We start from the raw sequence: 20,114 nt of genomic DNA on the forward strand, positions 1-20,114 counted from the left end.
AGGAGGTGACACCCAGGAGGTGACCCCCAGACGAGCACGTCTGGGGGTCACCTTCTGGGGGTCACCAAGCGCGACGGTCACCAAGCGCGACGGGCGTCAGGCGCGGACGGCGTCGAGCTCGACCTCGATCCGCCGGTCCAGCTCGTCCTGCTCGAAGGCCGTGGACCCGCCATGGGCGCGCAGGTGCAGGAGACTGCCCAGCCGCAGCATCCGCCAGCCGCGCTCCTCGGCGTGGTCCTTCGCGCCGGCGGCCCGCGTGATCTCCTTGTCGTACAGGTTCGGCTCGTTGAGGGCCCGCTGCCGCACGCGCTGTGCCATGCGTGCCCGGAACGGGTCGGTCTCGGCGTCCTCGGGGGTGCGCAGCAGCTCGCCGTAGGCGGCCGCGCGGTCCTCCTGCCCGGCCTCCCTCGCCAGGTGCGCGGCGAGGCCGAGCGCGGACTCGATCGAAGCCCAGCGCGCGGGGTTCCCGTCGTAGGGCAGCACGGCGAGCAGGTCCGCGACCTTGAGCGCCCCCTCGGCGTCGCGCTGGCCGATGTACAGCTCGTAGGCGAGGGCACGCAGGTCGGCCAGGCAGGCGCCCGACTTGACGTTGACGCCCCTGGCCAGACGGGCGGCGAGCTCGTGGACCGCGTGGCGCCCCGGGTGGGCGGCGTCGATGGCGCGCATGAGGTCCTCGGGCTTGTCCTCGGGAGCGGGGAGGCGCGCGAGGATCGACGCGTTCGCGCGCTCGGGACGTGCCGACGCCGCGCCGGGGACGTGGACCACCTCGCCCGTGTCCAGGGCGATGTCCGAGGGGCCGCGGAGGGGCGCCGCCGGAACCGTCTCGATCTTAGGGGGCGCAGCGGCCGGCGCGGCCGCCTCGGCGGCCGGGGCAGTCACCGCGGCGTCTGGGGCCTCTGGCTCGGCAGCCGAAGCCCCCGCGCTCGCGGCGGGGCCGGAGAAGAGGAGGTCGGCGGGCCGCACCGCCTTGCCGCGGGCCGCGCGGACCCGCGTGCCGTGGGCGACGCGCAGGTTGGTGTGGTTGTCGAGGACCGCGAAGTACAGGGCGGGCTGGCCGTAGTCGTCGAGGACCGTGTCCACTTCGAGGATCTCCGCGCTCTCCTTGCCGTCGGGCAGGAGCAGCCGCTGGCCGGCCCTCAGATCGTGGGCATCGATAGCGTGGAACTCGGTGGTTCCGGGCCGCTCGTGCGGTCCCGAGCTGTGCTGCATGGGTCCTCCGTGGTGGCTGTCGGTCCAGTGACCACCATATAAAGGATTGGTAACGGGGTGTTTCAGGCGCGCTGGCCCGAACCCCCGACCCTACGCCGGAAGGCCCGCGAACGCGAGCGCCTGGCGCACGAGCTCGCCCCGTCCGCCCACGAACTCCATCTGCACCGGCCCGCTGAGCACCTCGGCCGGCGACATCCAGGTCAGCTCGAGGGCGTCCTGCCGGGGCTGGCACTCGCCGGCCACCGGGATGACGTACGCGAGTGCGACGGCGTGCTGGCGCTCGTCCGTGAAGCCGGTCTGCGAGGGTGACGGGAAGTACTCCACGACCGTGAACGGCACTGGGCTGACGGGCAGCTGCGGGAGGGCGAGCGGTCCGAGGTCCTTCTCGAGGTGGCGCAGGAGGGCGCCGCGGATCGTCTCCTTGTACAGCACGCGTCCGGAGACGAGGCTGCGCATCATGTTGCCCTCGTCGTCGGCCTGGAGCAGGAGCCCGACCTCGTTGACGTAGCCGAGCGGGTCGAGGCGCACCGGCAGGGCCTCGACGTACAGCATCGGCAGGCGATTCCGCGCCTCGTAGAGGTCCTCGGGTGAGAGCCAGCCGGGATACGGGTCGGGAGTGCGCAGAGCCATGCCTACTGTTCTACCCCATGACCGGGCGGAGCTGTGAGGATCGTGACCTCACCGCCATCCGGCGTCGGGATGCGGACGACGGCGCCCTGCCGCCCCTGCGCCTCGCCCACCTCGGGTGACCACCCGGCCCGCGCGAGCCGTGAGGCGAGGGCGCCCACGTCGCCGTCGTACTCGAGGACCAGGTCTCCGCCGCGCAGCACCGGCGCCTCGCGCAGGGCCAGCACGCCGCCGTTCTTCGCGGTGAACTCGGTAGCCGGGGCGGGGGCTCCCGCCGTGCGGGGTCTGGCGCCGATCGCGGAGAGCGCGAGCGCGGCCCCCGGAAGGTCAGGGGTGAGCCACTCCATCCGGACCGCGAGGGCGCGGTCCGCGTCGGCGCACGTGGCACCGTGGGCGGACGGCTCGGCCAGGAAGCTGAACCCGTCCGGCCCGGTGATCCGCACGCGCACACCGCCGATCGCGTCCTCGATGCTCGCGCGCCCCCCGTCCTGCCGGGTGCGGCGGGTGAAGGCCTCCGGCTCACGGATCTCTACCCCGAACGACGTCATCCCGTCGCCGGGGGAGCCTGCGGGGACGGCCCGGAGCCGGACGCGGCCGCTCCCGGCGTCGAGCACGGCCCAGCCCCTGCCCTCCTCGGTGACGACGAGGCCCACGTCCTCCAGGAGCCTCCGGAGCTCGGGCATGGCGGACGTGTAGCGGGTGGGGCGGACGCGCAGCATCAGGCTTCCTTTCGGTCGTTCCCATCCTCCCACCGCGGCCTGTCTCCTTGCGCCTCCGGGCCGCTCGCATGGAGGCTTGGCGCATGGCCCCGGAACTGCCCGAACTCCTCGTCGCCGATGCCGCCGCGTGGCACGGATGGCTCGCCGCCCACCACGCCGAGAGCCCAGGAGTGTGGCTCGTCCTGACCAAGAAGGGCGGAACGGTCACGGCCCTGCAGTATGAAGACGCGGTCCTGGAGGCGCTCTGCTACGGCTGGATCGACGGCCAGCTGCGCGCCCGCGACGCCGCCAGCTCGGCGATCCGCTTCACGCCCCGCCGCAAGGGGAGCCGGTGGTCGCGGTCGAACGTCGAGCGCGTGGCCCGGCTCGAGGCCGAGGGACGGATGACGGCGGCGGGCCGGGCCGTGGTCGACGCCGCCAAGGCGGACGGGCGCTGGGAGGCGGCCTACGGCGGGGCCGCGACCGCCGAGGTGCCCGAAGACCTCGCTGCTGCGATCGCCGCCGTCCCCGAGGCGCAGGCGATGTTCGACGTCCTCACCTCCACCAACCGGTTCGCCCTGGTGTACCGCGTCACCGATGTGAAGCGGCCGGAGACCAGGGCACGGAAGATCGCCGAGTTCGTGGCGATGCTCGCTCGGCACGAAACGGTCTACCCGCAGAAGCGACGGCCCTGACATCCCGCCCCCGTGCCTGCGCCCTTCGCCTCTACTGGCCGGACGACGCTGGGAGGAGCGTGGTCCTTGGGACAACACGGCAACACCCGAGGTGCGCGATGGCAGGACACGACTCCTTCTCTCCCGGGACGGCACGGGACAGGCCCGCCCGGGTCTTCCTTGTCTGCGGCCACCGGATGGAACGGCAGGCGCTGCGCGAGATGCTCGCGGGGGAGGCGTTGGAGGTCGCCGGCGCGACCGGCTCGGCAGCTGAAGCGCTGTCCACGATCCCGGTCCTCCTCCCGCAGCTGGCCCTCGTGGACACGGCCCTGCGGGACGCTTCCTGGATCCGGGTCTGCCGCAGGATCTGGGATGCGAGCCCGGCCGTTCCCTGCCTGACGCTGGGCAGCCTCGGAACCCGCGAGGAGCTGCGGGGCTCCATCCTCGCCGGGGCGCGGGGCCACGCCGTCAGGATGGTCCGCGGGGGAGACCTGGTCCGGCGCATCAGAGCGGTTGCCGCCGGGAGGGACCTCTTCAGCGCCGGTGAACGCGAGGCCGTCCTCTCCGAGCTGCGCCTCTCACAGCCCTCGCCCGCCCTCACCTCCACCGAGCGGCGCATCCTGCTCGACTGTGCCCGAGGGTGCAGCGACACCGAGATGACCCGCCGCATGGGAGTCGCCAGGCCCGCCTTCGAGGCGGCGCTGCAGCGGGCGCTGGCCAAGCTCGGGTATCCGGCGGCGCCGCCGCTCGATGGCGCGTGGCCCGCTGTTCTCCCTGCTTAGCCGGCCGTCAGGGGCACCCGCCACGAGACCCGGGTTCCCGCACCCGGGATGCTGTCGACGCTGCTCGTCCCGTCCAGCGAGCGGGCCCGGCGCCGGATGTTGGCCAGCCCGCTCGCCCGGGCCGGGCTGGCGAATCCCTTCCCGTCGTCCTCCACGAGCACTTCCACGGCATCCGCGAGGGCGGTCAACGCGACCGTGATGCTGGTGGCGCCCGAATGCCGCGCAGCGTTGCTGACCGTCTCGGTCACCACTGCCAGGACCTGCCGGGCCAGCGGAGACGGCAGGTCCTCCAGCCTGCCCTCGACCGTGATCTTGGGGATGATGCCCGTGCTGCGGAGGCACTCGTGGACCGCGTCGAACAGCGACCGTGAGAGGCCCTCGCGGTCCGTCTGCTTGGCGCGGAGCGAGTAGATGGTGTTCCTCAGCTCCCGGATGCTCTCGTCCAGCTCCTCGGTGAGCTTCGTGATGCGCGCCTCCGCGGCCGGGTCCGTGGCGAAGCGCCGGAGGTTCTGGATGCCGAGGCCCGCAGCGAACAGACGCTGGATCACCAGGTCATGCAGGTCCTGGGCGATGCGGTCCCGGTCCACCGAGATGAGCGCCTCTTCGCGCTGCCGGTGGGCGATGTTCAGGTCGAGGGCCAGCCCCACGTGGGAGCCAAACGCAGCCCCGGACTCGAGGTCCGCCTGCGTGAACTGGCTGCCGCCGGCCTGGCGTGCGAGCAGCAGGAGCCGGTCGCCGGACGTGCCGTGCCCGATCGGAATCGCCAGGACGTGTCCGAGCTTCTCCCCGCTGCCCGGGCCGAACACCTCCTCGGGGTTCCGCAGCACCAGCGGCCTGCGCTCCACGTCCGCCTCCCTCAGGGACGGCGGGCAGAGGACTTCCTGGCCGGCCACGACGGCGAGCGCACCGACCGCGGTGTACACCTCCATCGACTCCCCGTCCGGGGCGGCGACGACTGCGAGTACGGCGTCCGAGGCCCGCAGCGCGTGCTCCGCCACGAGGTCCAGATCAGCGTCGGGCGAGGGGGAGTCCTCGACGATGAGGGAGGTGCTGGCCTCCATGCCCGCCTCGAGCCACCGCTGCCGCCGGCGGCTGTCCTCGTACAGCCTGGCGTTCTGGATCGCGACGCCGGCCGCCGCCGCCAACGCGGCCGCCAGCTCCTCGTCCTCCGCCGTGTAGTCCTCCCCGCCCGCCTTCTCGGTCAGGTACAGGTTGCCGAAGACCGCCTCCCGCACCCTGATCGGTACGCCGAGGAAGGTCGTCATCGGAGGATGGTTCTCCGGGAACCCGACCGAAAGGGGGTGCTCGTGCAGGTCGTGGAGCCGCAGGGGCTTCGGCTCGCGGATCAGCTGCCCCAGAACCCCGTGCCCCGTGGGCACGTCCCCCATGACCCGCTGCTGATCCTCGTCGATGCCCACGGTGATGAAGTGGGTGAGCGTGTCGTCGGGGCCCAACACGCCGATGGCCGCGTAGCGCGAATTTAGGAGTTCCGCCGCGGACTGGGCCAGCTGCTCGAGGACCGACTGCAGGCTCAGGTCCTCCGCCATCGACACGATCGCGGTCATGAGGCCGTTCATGTGGCCCTGCACGCGCACCAGCTCATGGGCACGCTCGATGAACTCGTTCAGCAGCTCTTGGGCCCTGCGGGGCATTCTGTGAGGCATGAGCGGACTCCCGGGAGGACGTGGGGGCGAGCGCGGCTGCCCCCATCATGAGCGGCACGAACTGGTCAGGCAAGGCTCCGCGGCCTTCGCGGCGGGCGGGACGGGCGCTCGCTTCAGCGCCCCAGGGCCTGTGCCGCCACGAGCGCCGCGGCGGCGCTCCACGCCTGCGGCCGGCACGAGGAGGGGTAGGGCAGCGCCCGGTCCGCCTCCTCCGATCCCTCCCCGGAGAACACTTCGGGGAGGGAGTGCCCGAACGACTCCGAGGCCCGCACGAGCCCGCGCGCCACGGCCGCCGCCTCGGTCCGGAACCCGTCGGCCAGCAGGCCGCGGATCGCGATGCCGGTGTCGTGGCTCCAGACCGAGCCGCAGTGGTAGCTCAGCGGCCAGTAGCCCGCCGCCGCCGTGGAGAGCGTCCGGATCCCGAAGCCGCTGAACAGCTCGGGACCCGTGAGCCGTTCCACCACCCGCTCGGCTTCGTGGGCGTCGAGGAGTCCCGTGCCCAGCAGGTGCCCCATGTTGGAGCCGGGCGGGTCCAAGGGCGTCCCGGCGCCGTCGAGAGCCATGGCCGGGAAGTGGCCCGCACCGTCGTCCACCCAGAACTGCTCGCGGAACCGCCGCCGGAGCCCTGCGGCGAAGTCGCGCAGGGCCGTGGCCTGCTCGCGCAGGCCAGCGCCACCCCCGGGCTCGCGCAGCTCCTCGAACAGCGCCGCGGCCTCGTGCGCCGCCTGGAATGCGTAGGCCTGGACCTCAGCCAGTGCGATCGGCCCCTCTGCCCGGCGCCCGTCGAGGAACTGCATGGCATCCGCGGAGTCCTTCCAGCCCTGGTTGCTTAGCCCGTGCCCGGACTCATCCCGGTAGGCGAGGAAGCCGTCCGCGCCGGCCGCGAGCAGCCAGTCCGCGGCACCGCGCGCGGCAGGCAGCAGCGCCCGCACGACCTCGGGCGCCCGGCCCGTGCGCCACAGCTCGCCGAGGAGGCACAGCCACAGCAGAGTGGAGTCCACTGATCCGTAGTACACCGGCGGGAGGCGCAGCTGGTCCCCGCCCGGGCCGCCGTCGATCACAAGCTCGCGCGCCCTGACCTCGTGGGGGATCTTCCCCGGGTCCTCGGCGGAGGAGGGATCGTGCCGCTGGCCCTGATAGGCCGCGAGCGTGCGCAGGGTCCCCGCGGCGAGCGCCGTGTCGAGGGGGAGCAGGAGCCGTGCGGCCCACAGCGAGTCGCGCCCGAACAGGGTGAAATACCACGGTGCGCCCGCCGCGAGGAACGGCGCGTCCGGCACCTTCGCGGTGGCCAGGCGCAGCCCGGCCAGCTCCGCCAGCGATCCGGCGACCAGCCGCCCGACAGCGTCCTGCCGCGCTTCCGCCTCGACCCCGCCGTCCGGGGCAGCGCGCACGACGGCGCCGGCGTCCTCGAGCGCCACGCTCCACTCCGCGCGGAACGGCTCGCCCTGCCCGAGGACGGCGCGCCAGGAGAGGGCCGGGTGGCCGGTGGGGAAGCCGTCAGTGTCGTCGCCGTCGCTGTCGAGGGCCGTCGTGACGTTCGCGGCCCCGCCTCCGGGCAGCCCCGGACCCGCCGTGAGCACCGCCCGGTGTTCGCCGTGCGCCCAGGCCAGCCCGCCGCCGTCGTGCATCCCGCTGCCCTGCGGGCCGGGCCCCTCGGGCGGGACGGTGTCGGCGGCGCGCCCCACTCGCACGGCGTCCATGGGCGCGAAGTCGGCGCTGAGGTGAACCGTGAGGGTGCATTCGAGCCGGGGCAGCGACGTGCTCAGCTCGATCCGGTGCCGGACCCTGCCGGGTTCGACGCTCCAGTGCTGCCGGACCCGCACGGCCGGGTCGAGGGTGGGGCCCGGGATGTTCCTTGCGAGGCCGTCGACCGTGAGCCGGGGCCCGCGGCCGGTGACGCCCACCGGCTGCGGCTCGGCGCCGTCGACCATGACGAGGGCCCGGTCCAGGAAGCGCGTGTCCGCGTGGAAGACCCCCGTGACACCGCCTCCGGGTGGCTCGGGCGCAAGGCGGCCGTCCGGCCCGAGCCAGATCTGCGTGGGCGCGGCGAGGGCCACGTGCTGCCGGTGGAGTGAGGGCTGGAGGGGGGCGCTCATGCCGCCACGCTACCGCCGCGGTCCGACACTCCAACAGGCCCGAGGGTGGCGCGCGCTCGTGGGAGCGTCGGAGACTGGGGGCATGTCGATCTTCCGACGCCACCGCGGCGAGCACGACGCCAGCCAGTCACCGCCGGGGGAGGGCGGGGCCCCCGAGGCACGCCTGCACGCGACCGTCTCCGGGATGGTGCAGGGGGTGGGCTTCCGCTACTCCACGCTCGGCGAGGCCGACCGGCTCGGGCTCGTCGGCTCGGCGGCCAACCTGCCGGACGGGACTGTCGAGGTCACGGCCGAAGGGTCCCGCGAGGACGTCGAAGCCCTTCTGGCCTGGCTCCGATCGGAGGACGCCCCGGGACGCGTCGATGCGGTTGATGCCTCCATCGGCCCCGGGACCGGCGAATTTTCCCGGTTCCGCGTGTTCTGACCCTGCGGCCGCCGTGTGGCCGCCGGCTCTGCCTGGCTACGCCCAGCCGCGCAGGTAGTCGAGCTGCGCCGCGACGGAGTTCTCCGCGGCAGGGCGCACGCTGGGGTCGACCTCGCTGTAGACGGCGTCGGTGACGGCGGCGATCGGCGCGTCCTGGCCCAGCTGCGCGAGCGCGGAGCGGATCTGGCCGAGCCGCTCCTCGCGGTGGGCGAGGTAGGCGCGGGCAATTTCGGACACGTCCGGGAGCACGGGACCGTGGGCGGGGAGGACGGTCGCGGGGCCGAGGGCCTCGAGGCGGGCCAGGGACGCGAGGTAGTCCCCGAGCCGGCCGTCGGGGAACACGATCACCGTGGTCCCACGGCCCAGGATGGTGTCGCCCGTGAGCACGGAGCCGTGCACGCCGTCGTCCGGGAGGTGGAGGCAGATCGAGTCCGCGGTGTGCCCGGGGGTGGCAAGGACCTCGATCCGCACGCCCGCGGCGTCGAGCCGTTCGCCGTCGTCGAGCGCCGGGGCGCCGATGCAGAGCGAGGCATCACGGGCGCGGACCGGTGCGCCCGTGCGGCGGTGGAACTCCTCTGCGGCCTCCGTGTGGTCGGGGTGGTGGTGGGTCAGGACGATGAGCTCGACCCGGCCGGCTGCGGCGAGCTCGTCCAGGTGCGTCCCGTCCAGCGGGCCCGGGTCCACCACGACCACCGACTCCGAGCCCGGAGCCGACACCACGTACGAATTGGTCCCGTCCAGGCTCATCGGTCCCGGGTTCGGGGCGAGGCGGTACCGGGTCAGCGCGGAGCTCTCGACCCAGCGCGCTGCCGGAGCGGGGGTGCCGGGGGAGGGGGAGACGTCGTCGGCCATGCGCCCAGCCTAGCTACTCGACGGGGAAGGCCACGCCCTCGCCGATGACCTTGAGGGCGAGGTCCATCCCGGAGCGGGCCATCGCCGCGTTCCAGTGGCGGATCGTGATGATCTCTCCGCCGCCGGGGATGCGCGGGTCGGCGGGGCGCTCGGGGAGCTTGATCCGCACCGAGGACTCGGGGCCGAAGTAGTCCCAGTCCAGCACGGTGCCGTGGATCCGTGAGTCCGCCGCGATGCGGATCTGCTCGGGACGCAGCATGATCTGCACGCGGCCCTGGGCCGGCGGCCGCCGGACGGGGATGGCCCCGAGCGAGCACATCGCGAGCGACCCCTCGAGCCACGCGTCCAGGATCACCGCGTCCCCGAGGAACTCGGCGGTGGCCCGGTCCGCGGGCCGCGTGTACACGACGAAAGGGTTGCCGATCTGCGCGAGCTTCCCCCCGCGCATGACGGCGACCTGGTCGGCGAACGAGAGCGCCTCGGCCTGGTCATGGGTCACGAGGATCGTGGTCACGCCGGCCTCGTGCAGGACCTTGCCGATCGCGCGGCGCGTGGCGACGCGCAGGCCGGCGTCGAGCGCCGAGAACGGCTCGTCGAGGAGCATGATCTCCGGCTCGCACGCCATGGCCCGGGCGAGCGCGATGCGCTGCTGCTGGCCGCCCGAGAGCTGGTGGGGACGCCGCTTGGCATAGGAGGGGTCGAGCGCCACCATCTCCAGGAGCTCCTCGATCCGCTGCGTCACGGCCGCCCGTCCGCGGAACTTCTCGCGGTCCAGCCCGAACGCGATGTTCTGCCCGACGGACAAGTGCGGGAACAGGGCGCCGTCCTGGGCCACGTAGCCGATATTGCGCCGGTGCGCGGGGACCCACGTGTCGCCGGCCACTTCACGGCCGCCCAGCAGGATGCGCCCCGTGTCGGGCGCCTCGAAGCCGGCGATGAGCCGCAGGAGGGTCGTCTTGCCGGACCCGCTCGGGCCCACGATCGCCGTCGTGCCCCCGCGCGCCACCCACAGGTTGATCCCCTTGAGGACCGGCTGGTGGCCGAAGTTCTTCGTCACCGCCTCGATGTCGAGGTGGTGGTCCGCCGTCTCCGCGATCTGCGGCGCGATGCGGGGCTCGGGGAGCCGGGCCGCGGCGGTGGGGGTGGGGATCTGTTCGGTCACTGTCCGGCTGCTTTCTTGGACTGCTGGAACAACAGGTACGTCATGGGCGCCGAGAGGGCGATCATGAGGAGCGCGTACGGCGCCGCGCCCATGTAGTCGATCTCGCTCGAGAGGCTCCAGAACTCCGTGGCCAGGGTCTTGGTGCCGATCGGGGAGAGGAGGAGGGTCGCGGTCAGCTCGTTGACGACGGCGAGGAACACCAGCGCTGCACCGCCGGCGGCCGCCGGAGCGGCCAGGCGCAGCGTCACGCGCACGAACGCCATGATGGGCGGCCTGCCGAGCGCCTGCGCCGCTTCCTCGAGCTCCTTGGGCGCCTGCGCGAGCCCGGCGCGGAGGTTGACCAGCGCCCGTGGGAGGAACAGGAGCACGTAGGCGGCGATGAGGAGTCCCGTGCTCTGGTAGACGCCGGGGACCGCGCGCAGCGCGACGGTGACGAACGCGAGGGCGAGGACGATCCCCGGCATCGAGCTCGTCACGTAGTTGGACAGCTCGAGTGCGCGGGAGAGCCAGCCCGGGAACCGGACGGCGAGGAACGCGAGCGGGAACGCGGCGACCGTGGTCACGATAGCGCCGAGCAGCCCGAGCCACAGGCTCGAGCCGAGCGCCCCCGCCAGTTCCGACGTCTCCCAGATCCGCGCCCCGCCGGCAAGCGCCCAGCGGCCGACGATCCACAGCGGGACCCCGACGGCGAGCACGGCCACCGCCGCAAGCGCCGCCTGCGCGAGCGGCTGCCACGTGCCGAGCGGCAAGCGGGTGGGCGTGGCCTGCGCCCCCGAGCCGATCCGCGCGTACCGCGCGTTGCCGCGCAGCCGCGCCTCGGCGAGCAGGAAGACCAGGCAGACGGCCACGAGCACGGACGCGAGCATGTTCCCGGCGGTGCCGTTGAACGTGGAGCGGTACTGCTCCATGATCGCGGTCGTGAAGGTGTCGAACCGGATCATCGCGAACGCACCGTACTCCGCCAGCAGGTGCAGCGCCACGAGCAGCGCGCCGCCCGCGACGGCGATCCGCAGCTGTGGGAGCACCACGCGGAAGAACACGCGCCACGCCCCGAGCCCCAGCGAGGCCGCCGACTGCTCGATCGCCGGGTCGAGCCGCGAGAGTGTCGCCGCGGCCGGGATGTACACGAGCGGGTAGTACGAGAGCGTTGCGATGAGCACGCCCGAGAAGATGCCTTCGAGGCCCGGCACCGCGGAGACCCACGCGTAGGAGTTGACGAACGCCGGGATCGCGAGCGGTGCCGCGAGCAGCACGGCCCAGATCCGGTTCCCCCGCAGCCTCGTCCGCTCCACGAGCCACGCTCCGCCCACGCCGATCACGACGCACAGCGGGACTGTGATCGCGGCGAGCAGGAGCGTGTTGCCCAGCAGCTCGAGGGTGCGCGGGCGGACGATGAGCGCGACCGCCGTGTCCCACCCAGTCGCGACCGTCATGACGACGACGAATCCGAGCGGGATAAGTGAGGCCGCGGCGATGAGGCAGCAGAGCAGGACGACGCCGAGAGGCGGGCGAGAGCGCTTGCCCTCACCCGCCGTCGTGCGCGCCCCGCCCGCCGCCGCAGGTGCGGCGGGGATCAAGGGGGCTGGGAGCGTTGCCAAGGCCTAGAGCAGGCCTGCCTGGGTCATGAGCTCGGCGACCTTCTTGGAGTTGAGCTTGGCGGGGTCGACGACCGGCGCCTGGAGGTCGGCGAGCGGGACGAGCTTCTCGTTCGACGGGACGCCGGAGCCGACGGCGTACTCGAACGAGGTGCCCTTCTGCAGGACCTCCTGGCCCTTCTTGCCGGTGATGAACTTCAGGAAGGCCTGGGCCTGCTCCTGGTGCTTCGAGGACTTCAGGACGCCGCCGCCGGAGATCGAGACGAACGCGCCCGGGTCCTGGTTCTTGAAGTAGTGCAGGCCGACCTTGTTCGAGTTCTCGCCGGTCTTGGCCTGGTCGCCGTAGTAGTAGTAGTGGTAGATGACCGCGCCGTCGATCTCGCCGGTGTTGACGGCCTTCATCGCGGTGACGTTGCCCTTGTAGGCCTTCGCGTTCTCCTTCATGCCCGCGAGCCACGCCTTGGTGGCGTCCTCGCCCTTGGTCTCCAGCAGCGCGGACACGATGGCCTGGAAGTCGGCGCCCGACGGCGAGGCGGCCCACCGGCCCTTCCATTCGGGGTTCTGGAGGTCGAGCAGCGACTTGGGAAGCTGCGCCTCCGAGACCTTGTCCTTGTTGTAGACGAACACGGTGGACCGGGCGGCGATGCCCGTCCACTTGTTGGTCGAGGGACGGTACTGGGCCGGGACCTGCGCGGCGGTCGCGGCATCGATGTCCGCGAAGAGGCCGGCGTTCTCCACCTGCGTCATCGCCGGGGAGTTCTCCGTGAGGAAGACGTCCGCGGGGGAGTTCGCGCCCTCCTGGATGATCTGGTTCGACATCTCGCTGTCGTCGCCCTGGCGGTAGTCGACCTTGATGCCGGTCTCCGCGGTGAACTGGTCGATCCACTCCTTCGTGAGCGTCTCGTGCTGGGCGTTGTAGACCACGAGCGTGTTGGGATCCTGGGACGACTGGTTCGCGGAGGAGCCGCCGCAGGCCGAGAGGCCGAGGGCGGCGACGGCGGCCAGCGCGAGGCCGGCAAGCGCGCGGGGGCGGAACGTCATGAGGTTCTCTTTCCTGCGGTCACGGGTTCTTCGTGATCGACTGTAGGTTAGCCAAGCCTAAGAGCGGGGCGAATCAGCCACCATTGTGGTTGAAATCACGTCAATTACGCAAATGTGGCGTTCGCTAATGCGCCAGCTCCTGAGGCGCGGCGCGGGGCTTGCGCAGCACCAGGTCGAGCGGCGAGTCGTCCACCCCAGCGAGAACCTCCGAGCGTGGCGTCCTCCGTGTCGATCGCGGTCCGGGGGTCTGGTGGGGGCACAGAGTGCGGAGCGGGTTTCAGCCCCGCGCGAGCTGGTGCGCGAACTCGAGGAGCATCCAGGCCTGCAGCTGGGTCGAGAGCTCCACTCCGCGGCCCTCGGGATACGCGTCCGACGCCGGCCGGCCGGGGTGCATCGGAAACGTCCGCCCAGTGCGCCCCCGTCCGTCGGTCCGCTTCTCGGAGCCGGCCCACACCGCCTGCGCTGTATCGGTGACGAGCCGCCGCGCCGTCGAGCGGGTCTCGGCCGGAAGCCCGCTGCTGACCGCGGCGACCGTCAGGTAGCGGGCGAGGATGCCCATGAAGAGGCCCCCGTCGCCGTCGCCGTTGGCCTGGAGGACGCGGGTGTCGCCGAGGGGGAGCGTGAGCCGCCGGTCCACGGCCTCGACGAGGCTGGCCGCCCTCCCAAGGTTCGCGCCGCCGCCGAGCTCGAGGAGGGCCCCCAGCACGGGCCCCTGGCTGTAGGTCCACACGTCCTTCACGAGGGTGGTGGACCCGTCGCGGGACATCCGCAGGCCGTCGAGGTACAGGCCCTGTTCGGGGTCCAGAAGGCGGGCGTTGAGCCAGTCGACGAGGCGCTGGGCGCGCTCGCGGTCCCCTGCTCGGGCGAAGTGCAGCGCTGCCGGCGCGGTCGCGGGCGTGTTCTTGAAGTCCCGCTTCATGTTCCAGAAGAGGCCGCCGTCGAGATCGTCGGTGTTGGCCGAGACGAGCTGGGCGCCGAGGACGCGAGCGGCGTTGCGGGCGGACCGGATGCCCCGCTCGTCGACCTTCTGGGTGAGGAACTCGGCGCGCCCGGCGGCGAGGGCGAGCCAGGCCATGTCGTCGTAGTACGCGTTGCGGTACTGGAGGAAGTTCCTGATCCTGATGGTGCGCAGGAGCGCCCGGGCGAGGCGGAGTTCCCGGGGCTCCGACGGCCCTGCTCCTGTTGCGGGGTCCTGTCCCTGTATTGCGGGGTCCTGTCCCTGCCGAACAGGGCCGCCGCCTTGAGGCGCAGGGCCCCCGAGCTTCCGCCAGGAGGCGTCCACGAGGCAGTCCAGATAGTGGGCCTGCCACCAGTAGTGCCAGGGATCCCAGGGGAGCGTGACGCGCCGCGGCCGGACAATGGATCCGATCCACGTTCCCGGGACGAAGCCCAGGAGGCGATGGCCGAATCCCTCGTTGACACTGTCTGCAGCGGTTTGGGCGCGGCGGGCCCATTCGGCTGCACTTGTCGGGTCTCCAGGCGCCTGGTCCATGCGATCACCCTAGCGAGGCGGGTCGGGCCGGCGCAGGAGCGTGACCCGCCTCACGCGCTCGGCTAGGATGGCGTCCGGTTAGCCACGATTAACTCGATGCATCGATGCGGAGGGCCCATGGAGCTTCAGGGAGCGAGCGCGCTCATCACCGGCGGGGCCTCGGGTCTCGGGGCCGCGACGGCGCGGCGCCTGCACGCCTCAGGGGCCGCCGTCGTGCTCCTCGACCTCCCGGGAAGCGCCGGCGAGGCCCTTGCCGCCGAACTCGGCGACCGCGCCGCCTTCGTGCCCGCCGACGTGACCGACGAGGATCAGGTGCGCGCCGCCGTCGTGCGTGCGGGTGAGCTGGGGCCGCTGCGGGTCGTGGTGAACTGCGCGGGGATTGCGACGCCCGGCAAGGTGCTGGGGCGCGACGGCGTGCTGCCGCTGGCGCAGTTCGAGCGCGTCGTGCGGGTGAACCTGATCGGAACGTTCAACGTCATCCGGCTCGCGGCCGATGCGATGGTGGCCACCGAGCTGGTGGAGACCGAGCTGGGCGGCCCGGAGCGCGGCGTCATTGTGAACACCGCGTCCGTCGCGGCGTTCGACGGGCAGATCGGCCAGCCCGCGTACTCCGCGTCGAAGGGGGCTGTGCATGCCATGACGCTGCCGATCGCGCGGGAGCTGGCACGGCACCTCATCCGGGTCGTCACGATCGCCCCGGGCATCTTCGAGACTCCCATGATGGCCGGGCTCTCGCAGGAGGCCCAGGATTCGCTCGGGAAGCAGGTCCCGCACCCGGCCCGGCTTGGGCGGCCCGCCGAGTACGCGAACCTGGTGGCCCACATCGTGGACAACGCCATGCTCAACGGTGAGACGATCCGGCTCGACGGCGCGATCCGGATGGCGCCCAAGTAGGACGACCTCGGCGCCACAGGAGCTGACTTCGGCGGGGCTCGCCGCTCCGCTCACGCTCCGTCGGGCATTTTCTCACCGGCCTCGACCGCCAGGTCCAGCGAGTTGCCCCGCACCGGCATCGGGCACGTCCCGTACGGGGTGAAGGCGCTCGGGTAGTTGATGGCGCGGTTGAAGTCCACGATGACCGTCCCGTCGGGGCGGGGCGCCGCGGTGGTGACCTTGCGCCAGTCGTCGGTGGTCCGGCCGTTGGTCTCGTCGTGGAACGTGATGGTCAGGTCCTTGAGGCGGCCCTGCTCGGCCTGGAGCCGGTACTCGTGCCCGTGCTGGCTGAAGACCAGCTCCCCGGCGGAGACATGAACCCCGTCCACGAGCGGGTTGGCGGTGGAGATCGGGACCTCGCGCGGCTCGGGGTACGGTTCCCACCGCGCCTCGATGACCCACTCCGGCGCGTACGGGAACACCGGGACCCCGCGGAATCCGGTGCGGGCGGGCGCCGCCGAGTCGCGCGTCCTGATCGCGTACCGGCCGCCGCGCATCGCGAGCTCGACGACGATCGTCCCGTAGCGCACCCAGTTCAGCGACTCGTCCTCGCTCAGGTGCGCGCTGAAGGTCCCGTCCACGGGAATGCCTTCCTCGTCGAACACGAGGCCCTCGTCCGCGCGGGCGGTGAGGACCGCCGCCTCGACGCCGGTGGACTCGTCCGTGTGCCAGAGGCCGGGCACGAGCTCGACCGCTGAGGGCTCCGGAGTGAGCCACTGGAACGAGGTCAGGGTGAGCCAGCCGTGCTCCTCGGCGAGCGCCGCGTTGCGGTTGTCGCGGAAGCGCTGCCAACGGGCCAGCTGGGCGTCGTCGGGGGTCTCAGTCATGGTCCCGACAATGCCACGGGAACCGGCATGCTTCCAGACCGGCCCTACGCGTGGCGGGTCTCGAGGATGGCGACGACGCCGAAGGCCCCCAGCGCCGTGCCAGTCACCCGGTCGATCCACTTGCGGAACCGGGCCCCGTTGAGCCACCTGCTGAAGAACTGTGCGGCTGCGACGATCGCGACGAACCACAGGATCGCCTCGATGTTCGCCACGACGGAGAGCAGCAGCCCCATCCACACCGTCGGCACGCCCGGGACGAGGAACTGCGGGATCACGGCAATGCAGAACATGCCGTACTTGGGGTTCAGGATGTTGGACACGAAGCCCTTCGCCCACGTGCGCCGCAGCGGCTCGAGGCTGTGCTGCGGGAGAGCGCCCGGCGGCAGCTCGGCGTCGTGCCTCGCGAACGAGGCGCGCCAGAGGCCCACCGCGAGCCACAGCATGTACGCGGCGCCGGCGAGCCGCAGGACGTCGTACGCGACCATCGACACGGTCAGCAGCGCCGAGACCCCCGTCGCCGCCGCGGCGCCCCACACGAAGGCCCCCGAGATCATCCCCAGCGCCGCCGTGTAGGCATGGCGGCGGCCCTGGCTGAGCGTGTAGCGCAGCACGAGCGCCGTGTCCGTGCCGGGCAGGACCGTGATGAGGGCGGCGATCGCCGCGAAGCCGAGCAGGGATTCGGTGAGGGTCACCGGTCAAGGATACGTGGGGGCGCCCGCGCACGACGGCGGGGCTCCCGCCGCCGCTCGTCGCGCGGCGGCTACCGCTCGGCGCACGGCGTGTAACGCCGGTCACAGGGTGCGTGAATACTGGTCGGCAAACGGCTGGGGCTCGGCCCGGCCGCCATTTCAGGAGGACCCGCATGGCGTGGCTCGACCGTGCGCACAGCGTTGCGCAGCCAGGATTCAACCGATGGCTCATCCCTCCCGCGGCCCTCGCCGTGCACCTGTGCATCGGACAGGCCTACGCCACGAGCGTCTACAAGACGGCACTCGTGAAGCACTTCGGGGCCAGCCTGACGGAGATCGGCGTCATCTTCTCGGTGGCCATCGTCATGCTCGGCCTCTCGGCCGCGGTCATGGGCACGTGGGTGGACCGCAACGGACCCCGCAAGGCGATGTTCGTCGCCGCGGTCTTCTGGGCGGGCGGCTTCCTGGTCGGCGCGGCGGGCATCTTCACGCGCCAGCTGTGGCTCGTGTACCTCGGCTACGGGGTGATCGGCGGGATCGGGCTGGGCATCGGCTACATCTCGCCCGTCTCGACCCTCATCAAGTGGTTCCCCGACCGGCCCGGCCTCGCGACAGGCATGGCGATCATGGGCTTCGGCGGCGGGGCGCTGATCGCGAGCCCGCTCTCGACGGCGCTGCTGACGGCCTACGATCCGGCGTCCTCGGCCCCGGGGGCGGTGGCGAGCGGCGAGGCGGTCGGGATGCTGTTCCTGACCCTCGCGGCCGTGTACTTCGCCTACATGCTCTTCGGCGCGTTCACCATCAAGGTGCCGCCGCCGGGGTGGGCTCCTGCCGGCTTCGACCCGGCGACCGTGCGGTCCCACGAGCTCATCACGACCGCCAACGTCACGGCAGCGAACGCGATCAAGACCCGCCAGTTCTGGCTGCTCTGGACCGCCCTGTTCTGCAACGTGACCGCGGGCATCGGCATCCTCGAGCAGGCCGCGCCGATGATCCAGGACTTCTTCCGCCAGCCGGACGGGAAGTCGCTCGTCGCCGCGTCCGTGGCGGGCGGGTTCGTGGGTCTCCTCTCGATCGGCAACATGGCCGGCCGCTTCGCCTGGTCCGCGACCTCGGATGTGATCGGCCGCAAGCGCATTTATATGGGCTACCTCGGCGTCGGAACGGTCCTGTACCTGCTCCTGGCGTTCGCGGGCCACACGGCCACAGCGCTCTTCGTGCTGTTCGCGTTCGTCATCATCTCGTTCTACGGCGGCGGCTTCTCGACCGCCCCGGCCTACCTGCGCGACCTCTTCGGCACCCTCGAGGTGGGCGCCATCCACGGCCGGCTCCTCACGGCGTGGTCCGCGGCCGGCGTCGTGGGCCCGCTCATCGTCAACGCGGTGCTCGACGCCCAGGGCACACCCGGGAAGCTCACCGCGGCGGCGTACCAGCCGGCCCTGCTCATCATGGTCGTCCTGCTGGTGGTCGGGTTCATCGCGAACCTCCTCATCCGCCCGGTCGATCCGAAGTTCCACGAGTCCAGTGAACCCGTCGCCGCCGGCGCGGAGAAGGAGAGCTGACATGAAGACCGCACGACTCGCCCTGGGCTGGATCCTCGTCGGAGTGCCGCTGCTCTACGGGATCGCCACGACCCTCATGAAGGCCTCGGCCCTCTTCGGCTGACCCGGGGCCCGACCTGGGCAGGGGACCGGCCAACGGGCAGGGGCCGTCGGCGGCGCGGTAGCGTGGGCGCATGCCCTCCTACCGCGCCGTCCTGCAGATCACGGGCCTGCGCCCGGGGAACGCGCCGGAGCGGGTCATGGACGCGGCGCGCGAGGCGCTGGCCTCGATGCACCACGTGGAGGCCGACCAGATCGACATCGTCCGCGGCGTGCCGCAGATCACCCTCCGCTTCCTCGTCGAGGCCGAGAATGATAGTGACGAGGTCGCCGCCGCCCGCCGGGCCGCTCTCGCAGTGCAGGACGCGGTCGAGGACGTCGCGACGACCGGACGCCTCCAGGTCCTGCGCCGGTCGCGGGGGCGCTGGGTGCCACTCGGCCTCTAGGGCCGCGCTGGACCGTCAGCCGCGCATTTCGACACAACTCACGGCGCTTCGGGGCCGTTCTCGGGCGGAATCGACTCTGGGTGATGCGGTTCTGCACGGTGCTTGCCCCGCCGATGCCGCGCCGCCACGATCGCGGCGACCGTGAGGCCCACCGCGACGCCCACTCCTGTGCCGATCACGGCGCTCGTCCAGAAGGGGAGCCCCGTGGCACGTCCGGTCACGTATCCGAGCGCGACGTGCCACAGCGACCACAGGAACCCTCCGATGGCTGCGGCGCCCGCGAACCGCCGGATCGGAACCTCGCCCACGCCCGCTGTCGCACTTGCGGCGAGGCGGCCCCCGGCGAGGAAGCGGACGCCGATGATCGCCCCGTAGGTCGACGACGCCCCGAACCTCTCGACCACGCGCCGCACCGTCCGGTGCGTCTGCCGGCCCCAGCCGGTGCGGTCGAGGAAGCCGGTCATGCGGTGCCGGAAGAGCAGGTACACGCCGATGTCGGACAGCCACGAGCCCAGGGTGCCGAGCAGCACGAGCACGACCGCGCTCATCCGCCCCTCCACGGCCAGGCTCCCCGCCGCGACGAGCGCGACCTCCGACGGGACCGGCGGGATGAAGCCGTCCAGCACCACCATCACGGTGAGCCATACGAGCACCCAGGGGCCCGAGAGTCCGTCGGCGAGAGCCGGGTCCACTCAGCCGACCTCGCGCAGCGCTGTCCGGAACGCGGCCGCCATCTCCGGCCCGAACAGGACGAATTCGACGACGTCAACGCCCCCGGCGTCCGCCGTCAGGACGCTTCCCACAGCCGTCGAGGCGACCACCCGGCGGTCCCACCCGTAGATGCCCGCCGAGATTGCGGGGAAGGCCACCGATCCGGCGCCCAGGTCAGCTGCCACCGCGAGGCTCTCGGAGAAGCAGGAAGCGAGGAGGGCCTGGTCGCGCTCGCCGGCGTGCCAGTTCGGCCCCACGGTGTGGATGACCCACCGGGCTGCGAGCCGGTACCCCGGCGTGGCGACGGCGGCCCCGACCGGGAGGCCTTGCGGCAGCCGGTCGCGGCGCAGCTCCCGGCAGGCCTCGAGGAGCTCCGGCCCGGCCGCACGGTGGATGGCGCCGTCCACCCCGCCGCCGCCGAGCAGCGAGGAGTTCGCTGCGTTGACGATCGCGTCGACGTCCCGCGTCGTGATGTCGCCCTCGACGATCTGGATCCGCATAGGTCCAGTGTGCGCCAGGGACCCCGCAACCGGACGGCAGGGACCCCGCAACCGGACGGCAGGGACCCCGCAACGCGGTGGCAGGGACCCC

Annotated in this window: 21 protein-coding genes; 7 read left to right on the plus strand and 14 right to left on the minus strand. The window is 72.3% G+C overall.

All coding sequences use genetic code 11. From position 1 onward, the window contains the following. Positions 1 to 96 precede the first annotated feature (96 nt). The 3 genes from ACQ5BE_RS10635 to ACQ5BE_RS10645 all read right to left on the minus strand — a co-directional run bounded on the left by ACQ5BE_RS10635 (position 97) and on the right by ACQ5BE_RS10645 (position 2,555). Positions 97 to 1,209 (minus strand): DUF6707 family protein, encoded by a 1,113-nt coding sequence (locus tag ACQ5BE_RS10635; RefSeq protein WP_430297005.1) that lies wholly within the window; start codon positions 1,207 to 1,209, stop codon positions 97 to 99. A gap of 90 nt (positions 1,210 to 1,299) precedes the next feature. Next, entirely contained in the window at positions 1,300 to 1,839 is a 540-nt protein-coding gene (locus ACQ5BE_RS10640) for an NUDIX hydrolase family protein (protein WP_208711517.1), read from the minus strand. 2 nt (positions 1,840 to 1,841) lie between these two features. Then, positions 1,842 to 2,555 (minus strand): VOC family protein, encoded by a 714-nt coding sequence (locus ACQ5BE_RS10645; RefSeq protein WP_430297006.1) that lies wholly within the window; start codon positions 2,553 to 2,555, stop codon positions 1,842 to 1,844. An 83-nt stretch (positions 2,556 to 2,638) separates the two neighbouring features. Between ACQ5BE_RS10645 and ACQ5BE_RS10650 the strand changes: the two genes are divergently transcribed. Next, on the plus strand, positions 2,639 to 3,229 hold the full coding sequence (locus ACQ5BE_RS10650) for a YdeI/OmpD-associated family protein (RefSeq protein ID WP_430297007.1): 591 nt from the start codon (positions 2,639 to 2,641) through the stop codon (positions 3,227 to 3,229). Between the two features lie 98 nt (positions 3,230 to 3,327). After that, positions 3,328 to 3,990 carry a hypothetical protein gene (locus ACQ5BE_RS10655; RefSeq protein WP_430297008.1) on the plus strand — a complete coding sequence of 221 codons (663 nt, stop codon included), beginning with the start codon at positions 3,328 to 3,330 and terminating at the stop codon, positions 3,988 to 3,990. Here the strand turns inward: ACQ5BE_RS10655 and ACQ5BE_RS10660 are convergent. Together ACQ5BE_RS10660 and ACQ5BE_RS10665 are read right to left on the minus strand one after the other, a co-directional pair. Then, positions 3,987 to 5,642, minus strand: coding sequence for a GAF domain-containing protein (locus ACQ5BE_RS10660; protein WP_430297009.1), 1,656 nt, complete (start codon positions 5,640 to 5,642; stop codon positions 3,987 to 3,989). The two genes, ACQ5BE_RS10655 and ACQ5BE_RS10660, sit on opposite strands and share 4 nt — an antisense overlap. Positions 5,643 to 5,767: 125 nt before the next feature. Then, complete coding sequence (locus tag ACQ5BE_RS10665; RefSeq protein ID WP_430297010.1) at positions 5,768 to 7,750, minus strand: glycogen debranching N-terminal domain-containing protein; 1,983 nt, start codon at positions 7,748 to 7,750, stop codon at positions 5,768 to 5,770. Between the two features lie 82 nt (positions 7,751 to 7,832). On the opposite strand from ACQ5BE_RS10665, the gene ACQ5BE_RS10670 reads away from it, so the two are divergent. Continuing rightward, positions 7,833 to 8,174: an acylphosphatase gene (locus ACQ5BE_RS10670; RefSeq protein ID WP_344300229.1), complete on the plus strand. Its 342-nt coding sequence runs from the start codon at positions 7,833 to 7,835 to the stop codon at positions 8,172 to 8,174. A gap of 36 nt (positions 8,175 to 8,210) precedes the next feature. Here ACQ5BE_RS10670 and ACQ5BE_RS10675 read toward each other — a convergent pair whose 3' ends face one another. From ACQ5BE_RS10675 to ACQ5BE_RS10695, 5 genes are all read right to left on the minus strand, one after another. After that, entirely contained in the window at positions 8,211 to 9,026 is an 816-nt protein-coding gene (locus ACQ5BE_RS10675; protein ID WP_344300228.1) for an MBL fold metallo-hydrolase, read from the minus strand. Between the two features lie 13 nt (positions 9,027 to 9,039). Next, positions 9,040 to 10,188: an ABC transporter ATP-binding protein gene (locus ACQ5BE_RS10680; protein ID WP_430297011.1), complete on the minus strand. Its 1,149-nt coding sequence runs from the start codon at positions 10,186 to 10,188 to the stop codon at positions 9,040 to 9,042. Next, positions 10,185 to 11,765, minus strand: a complete 1,581-nt coding sequence (locus ACQ5BE_RS10685; protein WP_430297012.1) for an ABC transporter permease — start codon at positions 11,763 to 11,765, stop codon at positions 10,185 to 10,187. Before ACQ5BE_RS10685 ends, ACQ5BE_RS10680 begins: the two co-directional genes overlap by 4 nt. 24 nt (positions 11,766 to 11,789) lie before the next feature. Beyond that, complete coding sequence (locus ACQ5BE_RS10690; RefSeq protein WP_430297013.1) at positions 11,790 to 12,824, minus strand: iron ABC transporter substrate-binding protein; 1,035 nt, start codon at positions 12,822 to 12,824, stop codon at positions 11,790 to 11,792. A 277-nt stretch (positions 12,825 to 13,101) separates the two neighbouring features. After that, a complete protein-coding gene (locus tag ACQ5BE_RS10695) occupies positions 13,102 to 14,316 on the minus strand; it encodes a glycoside hydrolase family 76 protein (protein ID WP_430297014.1) in 1,215 nt (404 codons plus the stop codon). A gap of 117 nt (positions 14,317 to 14,433) precedes the next feature. On the opposite strand from ACQ5BE_RS10695, the gene ACQ5BE_RS10700 reads away from it, so the two are divergent. Continuing rightward, positions 14,434 to 15,210 carry a 3-hydroxyacyl-CoA dehydrogenase gene (locus tag ACQ5BE_RS10700; RefSeq protein ID WP_430297015.1) on the plus strand — a complete coding sequence of 259 codons (777 nt, stop codon included), beginning with the start codon at positions 14,434 to 14,436 and terminating at the stop codon, positions 15,208 to 15,210. A 50-nt stretch (positions 15,211 to 15,260) separates the two neighbouring features. Here ACQ5BE_RS10700 and ACQ5BE_RS10705 read toward each other — a convergent pair whose 3' ends face one another. Next, positions 15,261 to 16,076, minus strand: a complete 816-nt coding sequence (locus tag ACQ5BE_RS10705; RefSeq protein WP_430297016.1) for a DUF1684 domain-containing protein — start codon at positions 16,074 to 16,076, stop codon at positions 15,261 to 15,263. A 44-nt stretch (positions 16,077 to 16,120) separates the two neighbouring features. After that, positions 16,121 to 16,768 carry a LysE family translocator gene (locus tag ACQ5BE_RS10710; protein WP_430297017.1) on the minus strand — a complete coding sequence of 216 codons (648 nt, stop codon included), beginning with the start codon at positions 16,766 to 16,768 and terminating at the stop codon, positions 16,121 to 16,123. 170 nt (positions 16,769 to 16,938) lie between these two features. On the opposite strand from ACQ5BE_RS10710, the gene ACQ5BE_RS10715 reads away from it, so the two are divergent. From ACQ5BE_RS10715 to ACQ5BE_RS10725, 3 genes are all read left to right on the plus strand, one after another. Next, positions 16,939 to 18,327: an OFA family MFS transporter gene (locus tag ACQ5BE_RS10715; RefSeq protein WP_430297018.1), complete on the plus strand. Its 1,389-nt coding sequence runs from the start codon at positions 16,939 to 16,941 to the stop codon at positions 18,325 to 18,327. A gap of 1 nt (position 18,328) precedes the next feature. Then, complete coding sequence (locus ACQ5BE_RS10720; protein WP_413249860.1) at positions 18,329 to 18,430, plus strand: MFS transporter small subunit; 102 nt, start codon at positions 18,329 to 18,331, stop codon at positions 18,428 to 18,430. A 70-nt stretch (positions 18,431 to 18,500) separates the two neighbouring features. Further along, complete coding sequence (locus ACQ5BE_RS10725) at positions 18,501 to 18,812, plus strand: hypothetical protein (protein ID WP_344300215.1); 312 nt, start codon at positions 18,501 to 18,503, stop codon at positions 18,810 to 18,812. Between the two features lie 38 nt (positions 18,813 to 18,850). Here the strand turns inward: ACQ5BE_RS10725 and ACQ5BE_RS10730 are convergent, their stop codons facing one another. After that, positions 18,851 to 19,504 carry a DedA family protein gene (locus ACQ5BE_RS10730; protein ID WP_430297019.1) on the minus strand — a complete coding sequence of 218 codons (654 nt, stop codon included), beginning with the start codon at positions 19,502 to 19,504 and terminating at the stop codon, positions 18,851 to 18,853. Next, positions 19,505 to 20,023, minus strand: a complete 519-nt coding sequence (locus tag ACQ5BE_RS10735; RefSeq protein ID WP_430297020.1) for an O-acetyl-ADP-ribose deacetylase — start codon at positions 20,021 to 20,023, stop codon at positions 19,505 to 19,507. It abuts the gene before it with no gap. Between the last annotated feature and the right edge of the window lie 91 nt (positions 20,024 to 20,114).

Source organism: Sinomonas sp. B1-1, assembly GCF_050474465.1.
GTDB lineage: Bacteria > Actinomycetota > Actinomycetes > Actinomycetales > Micrococcaceae > Sinomonas > Sinomonas flava.